At 66.6% G+C, this 12,426-nt stretch carries 13 protein-coding genes and 3 pseudogenes; 10 read left to right on the top strand and 6 right to left on the bottom strand.

Annotated features, from left to right (window positions below):
• Positions 1-142 precede the first annotated feature (142 nt).
• From B5E42_RS11345 to B5E42_RS11305, 10 genes and pseudogenes are all read left to right on the top strand, one after another.
• Positions 143-451, top strand: coding sequence for a Tat pathway signal protein (locus B5E42_RS11345; RefSeq protein ID WP_087239723.1), 309 nt, complete (start codon positions 143-145; stop codon positions 449-451).
• Complete coding sequence (locus tag B5E42_RS11340; RefSeq protein ID WP_087239721.1) at positions 451-714, top strand: extracellular matrix/biofilm biosynthesis regulator RemA family protein; 264 nt, start codon at positions 451-453, stop codon at positions 712-714. Before B5E42_RS11345 ends, B5E42_RS11340 begins: the two co-directional genes overlap by 1 nt.
• 97 nt (positions 715-811) lie before the next feature.
• Positions 812-2,755, top strand: coding sequence for a DNA topoisomerase (ATP-hydrolyzing) subunit B (gene gyrB, locus B5E42_RS11335; protein ID WP_087239719.1), 1,944 nt, complete (start codon positions 812-814; stop codon positions 2,753-2,755).
• A 182-nt stretch (positions 2,756-2,937) separates the two neighbouring features.
• Positions 2,938-5,451 (top strand): DNA gyrase subunit A, encoded by a 2,514-nt coding sequence (gene gyrA / locus B5E42_RS11330; RefSeq protein WP_087239718.1) that lies wholly within the window; start codon positions 2,938-2,940, stop codon positions 5,449-5,451.
• Between the two features lie 3 nt (positions 5,452-5,454).
• Positions 5,455-5,799, top strand: coding sequence for an SHOCT domain-containing protein (locus B5E42_RS11325; protein WP_087239716.1), 345 nt, complete (start codon positions 5,455-5,457; stop codon positions 5,797-5,799).
• 16 nt (positions 5,800-5,815) lie between these two features.
• Complete coding sequence (locus B5E42_RS11320) at positions 5,816-6,178, top strand: SHOCT domain-containing protein (protein ID WP_087239714.1); 363 nt, start codon at positions 5,816-5,818, stop codon at positions 6,176-6,178.
• Between the two features lie 74 nt (positions 6,179-6,252).
• Positions 6,253-6,570: pseudogene (locus B5E42_RS19640) on the top strand (endonuclease domain-containing protein); the annotation flags it as partial.
• A gap of 165 nt (positions 6,571-6,735) precedes the next feature.
• Entirely contained in the window at positions 6,736-7,176 is a 441-nt protein-coding gene (gene rnhA, locus B5E42_RS19635; protein ID WP_242967131.1) for a ribonuclease HI, read from the top strand.
• A 17-nt stretch (positions 7,177-7,193) separates the two neighbouring features.
• A complete protein-coding gene (gene bilS, locus B5E42_RS11310) occupies positions 7,194-7,712 on the top strand; it encodes a flavodoxin family protein BilS (RefSeq protein WP_087239710.1) in 519 nt (172 codons plus the stop codon).
• On the top strand, positions 7,712-8,206 hold the full coding sequence (locus B5E42_RS11305; protein WP_087239708.1) for a pyridoxamine 5'-phosphate oxidase family protein: 495 nt from the start codon (positions 7,712-7,714) through the stop codon (positions 8,204-8,206). Before bilS ends, B5E42_RS11305 begins: the two co-directional genes overlap by 1 nt.
• Before the next feature lie 146 nt (positions 8,207-8,352).
• On the opposite strand, the gene B5E42_RS11300 is transcribed toward B5E42_RS11305, so the two are convergent.
• From B5E42_RS11300 to B5E42_RS11275, 6 genes and pseudogenes are all read right to left on the bottom strand, one after another.
• On the bottom strand, positions 8,353-8,673 hold the full coding sequence (locus B5E42_RS11300) for a multidrug efflux SMR transporter (RefSeq protein ID WP_087239706.1): 321 nt from the start codon (positions 8,671-8,673) through the stop codon (positions 8,353-8,355).
• Positions 8,674-8,829: 156 nt separating this feature from the next.
• Complete coding sequence (locus B5E42_RS11295) at positions 8,830-9,399, bottom strand: sugar O-acetyltransferase (RefSeq protein ID WP_087239704.1); 570 nt, start codon at positions 9,397-9,399, stop codon at positions 8,830-8,832.
• Positions 9,400-9,862: 463 nt separating this feature from the next.
• Positions 9,863-10,684, bottom strand: a pseudogene (locus B5E42_RS19630) (stage 0 sporulation family protein); the annotation flags it as partial.
• 181 nt (positions 10,685-10,865) lie between these two features.
• A complete protein-coding gene (locus tag B5E42_RS11285; RefSeq protein ID WP_087239702.1) occupies positions 10,866-11,849 on the bottom strand; it encodes a DNA polymerase III subunit delta in 984 nt (327 codons plus the stop codon).
• Positions 11,850-11,855: 6 nt separating this feature from the next.
• Positions 11,856-12,179 (bottom strand): cyclic-di-AMP receptor, encoded by a 324-nt coding sequence (locus B5E42_RS11280; protein ID WP_087239700.1) that lies wholly within the window; start codon positions 12,177-12,179, stop codon positions 11,856-11,858.
• 39 nt (positions 12,180-12,218) lie between these two features.
• Positions 12,219-12,426 (bottom strand): annotated as a pseudogene (locus B5E42_RS11275) (amino acid decarboxylase); the annotation flags it as partial.

The following is a 12,426-nucleotide window of genomic DNA, read 5'->3' as shown; positions in this document are numbered from 1 at the left end:
ACGGGTCATGCGGGAGAGTTCCTGTATCCCGCCAGACGGGCGGCCACAGGCCGCCCCTGCGGAGCTGGCAGCGGACATTTCCGCGGCGGCGGCCCGCTTCCGGAGAAAACCGCAGCCACCCGAGCAAAAAAAGGAGAACCCTATGCCCATCTACATTGCCATTTTCTGCGTCCTGCCGCTGCTGGCGGGGCTGATCCCGGAGTATCTGGTGTGCCGCTTCACCAGGCGGAAGTGGTGGAAGGTGCTGCCGCCGCTGGCGGTGGCGGCCATCACGGCGCTGGTGACGGCGGGGCGGCTGAGCGTGTGGGAGTCGGATGTCTCCCCGGTAACCCAGCTGCTGTTTGTCCCCGGCGTGCCGGCGGCCTTTGCGCTGCTGGGCACCCTGCTAGGCTGGCGGCTGTGGAAGCGGCTGTGGGGCCCCCGGGTGGTCAAGGACAGGAGGGGAGGCTGATGTACCTGCACCTGGGCCAGGGGGTGGTGGTGCCCTACCGGGACGTGCTGGGGGTGTTTGATCTGGACAACACCAGCTCCTCCCGCGTCACCCGCGCCTTTCTGGAGGGGGCGGAGCGGGCCGGCCGGGTGGTAAACGCCAGCGGCGACCTGCCCAAGTCCTTTGTCCTGTGCCGCCACCGGGGGGGAGAGGAGCGGATCTACCTGTCCCAGCTCTCCCCGGCCACCCTGCTGCGGCGGGCGGAGAGCAACAGCTTTGAATAAGTGAGAACAGATTCGGGCCGCCAAAGGCGGCTCCCGCGGGCCCTTCGCGGGGGCGGCCCTTGGCTGCCCGGCCATATTCCCAATTGGAGGTTTTTCCATGGCAGAGACATTTGAGCACAACCCCACCCAGGTGGAGCACGAGTACGGCGGCTCCGAGATTCAGGTGCTGGAGGGCCTGGAGGCCGTCCGCAAGCGCCCGGGCATGTATATCGGCTCCACGTCGGAGAGCGGCCTGCACCACCTGGTGTATGAGATTGTGGACAACTCCATCGACGAGGCCCTGGCGGGCTACTGCGACGAGATCACCGTCACCATCGGCGACGGGGACGTGATCACCGTGGTGGACAACGGCCGCGGCATCCCCGTGGACATCCAGCCCCAGACCGGCCTGCCCGCCCTGGAGGTGGTGTTCACCATCCTCCACGCCGGCGGCAAGTTCGGCGGCGGCGGCTACAAGGTTTCCGGCGGCCTCCACGGCGTGGGCGCCAGCGTGGTCAACGCCCTCTCCGAGTGGCTGGAAGTGCGGGTGCACAAGGACGGGAAGATCTATGAGATGAAGTTCTCCCGGGGCAAGGTGACCCAGCCCATGCAGGTGGTGGGGGACACCGACCGCCACGGCACCGAGGTCACCTTCAAGCCCGACCCCGAGATGTTCGAGGTCACCGAGTACAGCTACGACACCATCCACACCCGCATGCGGGAGGAGGCCTTCCTCAACGCCGGCCTGCGCATCCACACCATCGACGCCCGCCCCGGCCGGGAGCAGGAGGACACCATGCACTACGCCGGCGGCATCCGGGAGTTCGTGTCCTTTATCAACCGCTCCAAGGATCCCATCCACCCGGACGTGATCTACATGTCCGGCCAGAAGGAGGACTCCATGGCGGAGGTGGCCTTCCAGTACAACGACGGCTACAACGAGACCATCGTGTCCTTCGCCAACAACGTCCACACCCCCGAGGGCGGCATGCACGAGGAGGGCTTCAAGCGGGCCCTGACCACCGTGCTCAACGCCTACGGCAGGAAGATGAAGCTGCTCAAGGATGACGACAAGGTGTCCGGCGAGGACTGCCGGGAGGGCATCGCCTGCGTCATCTCCGTCAAGCTCACCGAGGCCCAGTTCGAGGGCCAGACCAAGGCCAAGCTGGGCAACAGCGAAATCCGCACCCTGGTGAACAACATCGTCACCGAGAAGCTCTCCGAGTACCTGGAGGAGAACCCGGCGGTGGGCAAGGCCATCCTGGAGAAGGCCCTCATGGCAAACCGGGCCAGGGAGGCCGCCCGCAAGGCCCGGGAGTCCATCCGGCGCAAGACCGCTCTGGGCGGCGCCGCCATGCCCGACAAGCTGCGGGACTGCAACGAGGTCAACCCGGAGCTCACCGAGCTGTATATCGTCGAGGGCGACTCCGCCGGCGGCTCCGCCACCCAGGGGCGGGACTCCCGGTTCCAGGCCATCCTCCCCCTGTGGGGCAAGATGCTCAACGTGGAGAAGGCCCGGGCCGACAAGGTCTACGGCAACGACAAGCTGCAGCCCGTGATCACCGCCCTGGGCGCCGGCATCGGGGACGAGTTCGACCTGTCCAAGCTGCGCTACCACAAGGTGATCATCATGGCCGATGCCGATGTGGACGGCTCCCACATCCGCACGCTGCTGCTCACCTTCTTCTTCCGCTTCATGCGGCCCCTCATCGAGCACGGCTACGTCTACGCCGCCGTGCCCCCCCTGTTCAAGCTGAGCCGTGGCAAGACCACCCGCCTGGCCTTCTCCGAGGAGGAGCGGGACGCCATCTCCAACCAGCTGCGGGGGGACAACCCCAACGCCAAGGTGGACATCTCCCGCTTCAAGGGCCTGGGCGAGATGAACCCCCACGAGCTGTGGGAGACCACCATGGATCCCGAGCGGCGCACCCTCAAGCGCATTGAGCTGGACGACGCCGTGGCCGCCGACGAGACCTTCACCATCCTCATGGGCGAGAAGGTGGAGCCCCGGAAGGAGTTCATCGAGAAAAACGCAAAGTACGCGGTGAACCTGGACTATTAAACACGGGGAAAGGCGGGCCGGCCAGGGGGCCGGCCCCTGGGGAGAAACGCGGAACGGCCGCGATGTATCGCGGCCCTACGAGGGAATCTGTACGGCCTGTTGAGACCGTAGGGCCGCCATATAGGACGGCCGCGTCCGCTGAGACCTTTGAGACCTTATCACAAAGATTGTGAGGCAGATACATGAGTAAAAAACCGCAGTACGACCCGGAGGAGATCCGCTTCCCCGACCAGAAGATCGAGACCTCCTACCTGGTGCACGAGATGGAGCAGTCCTATATCGAGTACGCCATGAGCGTCATCGTGGGCCGCGCCCTGCCCGACGTGCGGGACGGCCTGAAGCCCGTCCACCGGCGCATCCTCTACGCCATGTACGAGGACAACCTGACCGCCGACAAGCCCTTCAAGAAGTCGGCCACCTGCGTGGGCGACGTGCTGGGCCGCTACCACCCCCACGGCGACGCGTCGGTGTACGACGCCCTGGTGCGCCTGGCCCAGGACTTCTCCATGCGCTACCCCCTGGTGGACGGACACGGCAACTTCGGCTCCATCGACGGCGACCCCCCGGCCGCCTACCGTTACACCGAGGCCCGCATGTCCCGCATCTCCGACGAGATGCTCCGGGACATCGAGAAGGACACGGTGGACTGGGATCCCAACTTCGACGAGAGCCGGAAGGAGCCCCGGGTGCTCCCCAGCCGGTTCCCCAACCTGCTGGTCAACGGCTCCAGCGGCATCGCCGTGGGCATGGCCACCAACATCCCGCCCCACAACCTGCGGGAGGTGGTAGACGCGGCCATCTGCGTGCTGGACAACCCGGAGGCGGAGCTGTCCGACCTGATGGAGCACGTGAAGGGCCCCGACTTCCCCACAAAGGGCATCATCATGGGCCGCTCCGGCATCCGGGCGGCCTACGCCACCGGCCGGGGGCGGGTCTGCATCCGGGCCCGCACCGAGTTTGAGGAGTTCGGGCAGAACCGCACCCGCATCATCGTCACCGAGATCCCCTACCAGGTCAACAAGCGGCAGCTCATCAAGAACATGGCCGACCAGGTGGAGGACAAGCGGCTGGAGGGCATCTCCAACATCCAGGACGAGTCCGACCGCAACGGCATGCGGGTGGTCATCGAGCTCAAGCGGGACGCCAACCCCCAGGTGGTGCTCAACCGGCTCTTTGCCCAGACCCAGCTGCAGACCACCTTCGCCATCAACATGCTGGCCCTGGTGCAGAACCAGTCCCAGCCCAAGATCCTCTCCCTGCGGCACATCCTGGACGAGTATATTTCCTTCCAGGAGGAGATCATCGTCCGCCGCACCCGCTTCGACCTGAAAAAGGCCCAGGAGCGGGCCCACCTGCTGGAGGGCCTGCTGATCGCCGAGGAGAACATCGACGCGGTGATCCAGACCATCCGGGAGAGCTACGACGACGCCCGGGAGCGGCTGTGCGCCCGCTTCGGCCTGGACGAGGTGCAGGCCCAGGCCATCCTGGACATGCAGCTCAAGCGGCTCCAGGGCCTGGAGAAGGAGAAGCTGGAGAACGAGTACAGGGAGCTGGAGGCGCGCATCGCCTACTTCAACGAGCTGCTCGCCAGCGAGGAGAAGATCCGCGGCGTCCTCAAGGAGGAGCTCACCGCCATCCGGGACAAGTACGGCGACGAGCGCGTTACCGAGATCCAGGACGTGGAGGACGAGATCGACATCGAGGATCTCATCGAGGAGGAGGAGTGCGTCTTCACCCTCACCGCCGGCGGCTATATCAAGCGCACCGCCGCCTCCTCCTACAAGGCCCAGCGCCGGGGCGGCAAGGGCATCACCGCCATGGCCACCAAGGAGGAGGACTACGTGGACACTGTGTTCACCGCCTCCACCCACGACTTTATCCTCTTTTTCACCAACAAGGGCCGGGTTCACCGGAAGAAGGGCTACCAGATCCCCGAGGCCGGCCGCACCGCCAAGGGCACCAACCTGGTGAACATCCTGCCCATCGAGTCCGACGAGAAGGTCACCGCCATGATCCACCTGCGGGACTTCCCCGAGGATCGCTACCTGGTGATGGTCACCCGCAGCGGCACCGTCAAGCGCATCCAGCTCTCCTCCATCCACACCGCCCGCAAGGCGGGCATCCGCTGCATCACCCTGGAGGAGGGGGACGAGCTCATCTGCGTGCGGGAGACCGACGGCAATCAGGCCATCCTCATCGCCACCCACGACGGCATGACCATCTGCTTCCACGAGGACGACGTGCGCTGCATGGGCCGGGACGCCTGCGGCGTGCGCGGCATCAAGCTGCGGGAGGGCGACTGGGTGGTGGGCGCCGCCCGGGCCAAGCGGGATCACCAGGTGCTGATGATCACCGAGCACGGCTACGGCAAGCGCACCGAGATGGACGAGTATATCCGCGCCGACGGGCCCCAGAAGCGGGGCGGCTTCGGCCTGAAGGGCTATAACGTCACGGAAAAGACCGGCAGCGTGGTGGGGGTCAAGGTGGTCAGCGACGCCGACGACATCCTGGTCATCAACGACGCCGGCGTGATCATCCGCATGGCCGCCGCCGGCATCTCCACCTACAGCCGCGCCGCCCAGGGCGTGAAGATCATGAACCTGGAGGAGGGGGTCAAGGTGATCTCCTTCGCCCGCACCGACCACGAGGAGGACGAGGAGGAGCCCGCCGACGCCCAGGCCGCCGGGGAGGAGTAAGCCATGGCCAGAAAGCGCGTCACCTACCGGCCCAGCAAGGCCGGCTCCGTCTTCGGCGGCGTGGCGGGGCTCATCTTCGTGGGCATCGGCCTGTTCGTGGTCATCCCCGCCTTCGGCCCCTTCGGCGTGCTGTGGACGCTCCTGGCCGCCGGCATCACCATCGCCAGCTTCTACCAGGCCTTCGGCAGGAAGTATACCGGCCCGGAAATCCACATCGAGGACGAGGAGTGTGGAAAACCGGAGGACGTGCAGCAGCGGCTGGAGACCCTCCGCGCCCTCTATGAGCAGAAGCTCATCACCCCGGAGGAGTACGAGCGCAAACGGCAGGAGATTTTGAAGGAGCTGTGACAGACAGGAGGGCGTCATGAGGTATGTGCAGCTGTCCCGCGCCCCGGGGCAGGGAAAAATCATACTGAGCCGGATTCTGGCCGCTGGTTTTGCCATCGCCGCGGTGTGCCTGCTCGTGTTTTTCCTGCGGCAGGAGGGCTTCCTCTACCTGGGGATTATGGGCCTTGGGTGGCTTGCGCTGCTGGCCGCCGTGGCCGCTGTCTGTGTCTACTGCGTGTTCCAGGAGAAGGGGATGTTCTTCCGTTGCCGGTGGCCGGAGGAGTCCCTGCCCGCCGGCCGGGAGGCCCGCCTCCGGGAGCTCCGGCGGCTCTGTGACCAGAAGCTCATCACTCAGGAGGAGTATGAGCGCAAACGGCAGGAGATTTTGAAGGAGCTGTAGCTGTAAAAAAAGCCTTCCCCCTTTGTGGGGGATGCCTCAGTGCGCCGACTGGGGCGGATGAGGGGGCTTTGGATATGCGCCCTGATATGCGGGTATATGCCCGGACACTGCGTAAGAAGGCCACCAGGGAGGAAAACAGGCTTTGGTACGGCTTTCTGCGCACCTATCCCGTCCAGTTCCGGCGGCAGGCGGTGTTTGGCCGGTATATTGTGGATTTTTTCTGCGCAAAGGCGCGGCTTGTGGTGGAACTGGACGGCTCTCAGCACTTCGATGGAACCGGGCCGGAAAATGACCGGGAACGGACGGAAGCCCTGGAACGAAATTGGGGCCTGCTGGTACTGCGGTTTTCCAATCTGGAGGTTCAGCAGAATTTGGAGGGCGTGTGCGCTGCCATAGACCGGACGGTCAAAGGGCGGATCCCCTCATCAGTCTCGCTCCGCGAGCCAGCTTCCCCCCAGCGGGGGGAAGCCAAAGAAAAGACCTTCCCCCCACAGGGGGGAAGGTGGCCCGGAGGGCCGGATGAGGGGGCGCATGGCCCACACATGGAAACGAGGAACATGAAAACAGTCACCATTTACACCGACGGGGCCTGCTCGGGCAATCCGGGCCCCGGGGGGTGGGGTGCCATCCTCCAGTACGGGGAGTTTCGCAAGGAGCTCTCCGGCGGTGAGGCCCACACCACCAACAACCGGATGGAGCTCACCGGGGTGATCACGGCGCTGGAGGCGCTGAAGGAGCCCTGCATTGTGGAGCTCTACTCCGACTCCAAATACGTCATCGACGCCCTGAAGAAGGGCTGGGCCAAGGGCTGGAAGGCCCGGGGCTGGGTCAAGGCGGACAAGAAGCCGGCCCTCAACCCGGATCTGTGGGAGAGGCTGCTGGAGCTGTGCGAGAAGCACACCGTCCGCCTCCACTGGGTCAAGGGCCACGCCGACAACCCAAATAACAACCGCTGCGATGAATTAGCGGTGGCGGAGAGCCGCAGGTTCAAGCAGTGAGAAAAGGAGGTTCGTCCATGAAAGTAGCCATCATATTTGCCAGTCAGACGGGGAACACCCTCCAGGTGGCCCTGGCGGTTCGGGAGGGGTGCTCGGGCCACGAGATCGTGGCCTTCGGCCCGCCGCCGGCGGACGTGGGGGAGGCGGAGCTGGTGTTTGCCGGCTCCTGGACGGACAGGGGAACCTGCGCGCCGGAGATGCGGGCGTTTCTCCACACCCTCCACGGCAAGAACGTCGTCCTGTTCGGCACGGCGGGCTTCGGCCTGTCGGAGAGCTATTTCGCCTCCCTGGGAGACCGGTTCAAGGCGGAGCTGCCGGCGGACAGCAGGGTGGTGGACGCCTGGTTCTGCCCGGGGAAGATGCCGCCGGCGGTACGGGAGCGGTATGAGGCCCAGCTGGCGGAGCACCCCGAAGACAAGCGTCTGGAGAACATGCTGGCGGCCTACGACCACGCCAAGACCCACCCGGATCCGATGGATCTGGAGGGCGCCCGGAGCTTTACCCGGGCCATTCTGAAACGGGAGGAGGAGCGCTGATGTTCCGCGAGCTGAGAAGAAAGAGGCAGGCCCTGTCTCGGGCCGACTGCGAGGCGGTGCTGAGCCGGGGCACCTCCGGCGTGCTGGCCCTGGCCGGCGACGACGGCTATCCCTACGCGGTGCCCCTGAGCTATCTGTATGAGGACGGGAAGCTGCTCTTCCACTGCGCCAAGGCGGGCCACAAGCTCGACGCCGTCGCCCGGTGCGACAAGGCCTCCTTCTGCGTCATCGACCAGGATCGCGTGGTGCCGGAGGAGTACACCACCTATTTCCGCAGCGTGATCGCCTTCGGCCGCATCCGGGTGATCGGGGACGACGGGGAGAGGCGCTCCGCCGTGGAGCGGCTGGCCCTCAAGTACCACCCCGGCGACACGCGGGAAAACCGCAACCGCTACATCGACAAGGAGTGGGCCCCCCTGTGCATGCTGGAGATGACGGTGGAGCACCTCTCCGGCAAGCAGGCCACCGAGCTGCTCCAGGCCGGAGAGAAATAATGCAGGACGCGCGCCGGGTGTTGTACCAGGCGCGCGTCTTTCTGCTTTTATTCTGCGGCCTCCACCTGCTCTGTGGTGACCAGGGCGTCCCGCTGGAGGTATTGGATGGCCCGCAGGGCATAGCCAGAGTCACGGACATCTCCTCCTCAGTGCCCCGAGGTGGCCTTCAGGCCGATGATGCCCACCAGCAGGAGGGCGGCGAACAGCAGCCGGGCGGGGGAGAGGGATTCGTGGAAGATCACCACGCCCACCACCACCGCGCCCAGGGCGCCGATGCCTGTCCAGATGGCGTAGGAGGTGCCCAGGGGGAGCACCTTGGTGGCCTGGGACAGGAAGACGAAGCTGAGCACCATGCCCACGATGGTGCAGACGGTGAACTTGGGCACCGTCAGCCCCTGGGAGAACTTCAGGCAGGTAGACCAGAACACCTCCAGCGCGCCGGCCACCAGCAGGAACAGCCATGCCATAACAAAAAACTCCTCTCCATTTGCCGCAAAAAAAAGAAGCGTGGTTGGTCTGTACCTGCAAAAAGGCCTATCGGTACAAACGCCTGCGCTTCTATTTACCCGGCGGCAAATCTATGAATTTGACAAGGGGAATGATACCATCAATTCCCCGCCCTGTCAAGGGGCCTGCTCCTGATCCACGGGGCGGAGCACCCGGCAGGGGTTGCCCGCCGCCACCACGCCCGGCGGGATGTCGCGGGTGACCACGCTGCCCGCGCCGATCACCGCCCCGTCGCCGATGGTGACCCCGGGCAGAACGGTGACGTTCCCGCCGAACCACACGTCGCTGCCCACGGTGATGGGGGCGGCCTTCTCCTCCCCGGTGGCCCGGTGGGCGGCGTCCAGGGGGTGGATGGCGGTGTAGAACCCGCAGCCGGGGCCCACCAGCACGTTGTCCCCGAAGGTTACCGGCGCGCAGTCCAGGATCACCAGGTTGTAGTTGGCGTAAAAGCCCTCCCCCAGGGTGATGTTGCCGCCGTAGTCGCAGTGGAAAACCGGGGTGATGGTAAACTCCGCCCCGGTTTTGCCGAAGAGGGGGCGCAGCAGCTCCATCCGCTCCTCCTCCCGCCCCGGCGGCAGGCGGTTGGCGGCGAAGCACACCTCCGCCGCCCGGCGGCGGAGGGCGGCCAGCTCCTCCTCACCGGGGTAATACCACACCCCGGCCAGCATTTTCTCGTATTCCGTCATGGAGACGCATCCTTTCCAAAAAACGGGCGGCCGCCGGGGCCGCCCGTTTTTTCGTCAGTTTTCCGGCTTGGGGCCCTTGTCCCCGCCCCGGGGGCGGCCCCGCCAGCGGCGGCGGTGGGGGCGCTTCTTCTCCCCGGACTTCTCCCCGGCGCTCTGGCCTCGCCCTCCGGCCTGGGGCCTCCGCCTGCCTGGGGCGCTGCCTGGGGCTGCTGGGCGGGCTTGTCCTCCGCTGGGGGCGGCCTGCCCCCGCCGGACTGGGCGGCGGCCTGGAGCCGCCGCGGCCCCGGCGGCGGGAGCGGCGAGAGCTCCCCTCCGGCTTCTCCTCCGGCTGGGGCTGGGCGTCCACGCCCAGGTGGCTCAGGGCCGCGTCCAGGCTGCCCGCCAGATGGCGGGGCTCCTCCACCGGGGTGACCTTGCGCAGCTTGGCCAGCTCCTCCGGCGGCGGGGGCACGTACCCCTCGGGGATCTTGCCCTTGCCGTTGCGCACCACGCAGATCTCGCAGTTGTGGAAGCACTTGGGGCTCTCCGGCTGCTCCTCCAGGCGCACCTTCACCGTCTCCTTCAGCAGGTTCACCTGGGTGACGGTGCCCACCCCCTCGGGGGTCTCCACAAAGGACTCGTTCTTGGGCATCCGCTTCACCGCGTCCTCATAGGCCTCCTGCTCGTACTTCAGGCAGCACATGAGCCGCCCGCAGGTGCCCGAGATCTTGGTGGGGTTGAGGGACAGGTTCTGGGTCTTGGCCATCTTGATGGACACGGGCTGGAACTCGTCCAGGAAGGTGGCGCAGCAGAAGGGCTTGCCGCAGATGCCCAGGCCTCCCAGCATCTTGGCCTCGTCCCGCACGCCGATCTGCCGCAGCTCGATGCGGGCATGGAACACCCCGGCCAGATCCTTCACCAGGGCCCGGAAGTCCACCCGGCCCTCGGCGGTGAAGAAGAAGAGGATCTTGTTGCCCTCAAAGCTGTACTCCACCTCCACCAGCTTCATCTCCAGCCCGTGGGCGGCGATCTTCTCCTGGCAGATGGCGAAGGCCCGCTTCTCCTTCTCCCGGTTCTTCTCCACCGTCTCCAGATCCCTGTCGGTGGCCAGGCGGATCAGGGGGCGCAGGGGGGGCACCACCGCCTCGTCCTCCACCATGGTGTTGCCCTGGGCGCACTCGCCGTACTCCAGGCCCCGGGAGGTCTCGATAATCACCCCCTGGCCCGGCTCCACCGTCTGGCCCTGGGGGTCGAAATAGTATTGCTTGCCTCCGCTCTTGAAGCGGACGCCGATGATCTCGGTCATAATTTCCTCCGATTCTGTTGGAAAGGATGGGCCGCCGGTTCGGGCCGGACGGGCCGCCGAGGGCGGCGGCCCCTACAGGCAGGCGCGGGATACCGGATTTACGCGGCGTACGCCTGTAACAGGGGTTCCGATGTGTTGTAGGGGCCGGACACCTGGCCGGCCCGTGCCCCGCCTGATAGCGTCAGGTGCTCAGCGCCGCGGCCAGCCAGCCGGCCAGGTGGCCGGCGCCGATGTTGTAGGTGAGGGCGTCCCGCAGGCGCTCCGCCGCGGACACCGCCCGGCTGAGGGCCCTGGGGGACAGGGCCGCGGCGGCGTTCCGGGCCGCCTCCCGCCGGACGGGATCGGCCTCGCAGGGGGCGCCGGCGGCGCAGAGCAGGGCGTCCCGCAGCAGCAGGACGGTCTCGTCCAGCACCTGCCGCAGGCCGTCCCGATCCCACTTCTCCAGGGTGACGCAGTGCTCGGCCAGGGCCAGCTCGTCCCGGGCGGCCAGGCGCTTCACCAGCTCCAGCGCGGCGGAGAGGGCCTTGTCCTCCCCGCCGGCCTGCCCCTCCAGCAGGGACACCGCCCGGCCCAGCAGGCCCTCGCACCGCCGGGCGGCCTGCCGCCGCTCCTCCGGGGAACGGTTGGGGAAGCGGCCGGCCAGCCACTCCTCCGCCTCCGCCTCGGTGACGGGGGAGAGGGGGAGCAGCTCACACCGGGAGCGCACCGTGGGCAGCAGGGCGGCGGCGTTGTCGGTGAGCAGGAGGAAGGCGGCGTAGGCCGGCCCCTCCTCCAGCAGCTTGAGCATGGCGTTCTGGGCGCTGGGGTTCATGGTCTGGGCATTTTCCAGGATGTAGATCTTCCGGTCGGCCTCATTGGGCCGGATGTAGGCGTCGGCCCGGAGCTGGCGCACCTGGGCCACGGAGATGTCCTTCCCGTCGTCCCCCGCCCGGACGATGTCCGGGTGGATGCCCGCCAGGGCCTTGCGGCAGCCGGGGCAGGACAGGCAGGGGCGCTCCCCCCCGCCGGTGCACACCAGGGCGGCGGCAAGCAGCCCGGCCAGCGTCCGCTTGCCGGAGCCCGCCGGGCCGCTGAGGATGTACGCGTGGGACAGGCCCCGCCGGGCGGTCTCCAGCTCCAGCTGACGCTTCAGGGGGCCGTTGCCCGCCAGGCGCGTCAGGTTCATGGGGCCTTACACCCGCTCAAACCGCTCAATATCCACCACGAAGATGGTGGCGCCGCCCACCACCACCTCCACGGGCATGGAGGGGTAGTAGCCGTAGCTCATCTCGCTGGCGGTGGGGATCATCTGCTTGCGGCTGTGGGAGTGCTCCCGGATGATGTCGATGACGGTCTGCACCTTCTCCTCATCCACGCCGATGAGGATGGTCACGTTGCCCGCCATCAGGAAGCCGCCGGTGGTGGCCAGCTTGGTGGACGAAAAGCCCTTCTTGGTCAGGGACTGGGTGACGGTGTTGGCGTCATCGTGGTTGATGATGGCAAGAATCAGCTTCATGGTATCTCCCTCCTATAGAAAAGGTGCTCTGAACCAATCCTATGAAACACACACAGACTGCGGCACGACCGCAATGTCCTCCCGAGTATTATAACCTATTTCATCCAAATATGCGATACTTTTTTTGCAAATTCGCTCTCCCGGGGCCACCACCGGCACCCCCGGCGGATAGGGGGCGATCTGCTGGGCGCACACCCGCCCCTCCGCCCGGGCCAGGGGGAGGTGCTCCCGGGGGGAGAAGAGGGCC

Origin of the sequence: Flavonifractor sp. An10 (genome assembly GCF_002161215.1) — a bacterium.
Lineage (GTDB): Bacteria > Bacillota > Clostridia > Oscillospirales > Oscillospiraceae > Flavonifractor > Flavonifractor avistercoris.
The sequence above is the reverse complement of the archived record's forward strand: the minus strand, read 5'-3'. Positions and strand labels throughout refer to the sequence as shown.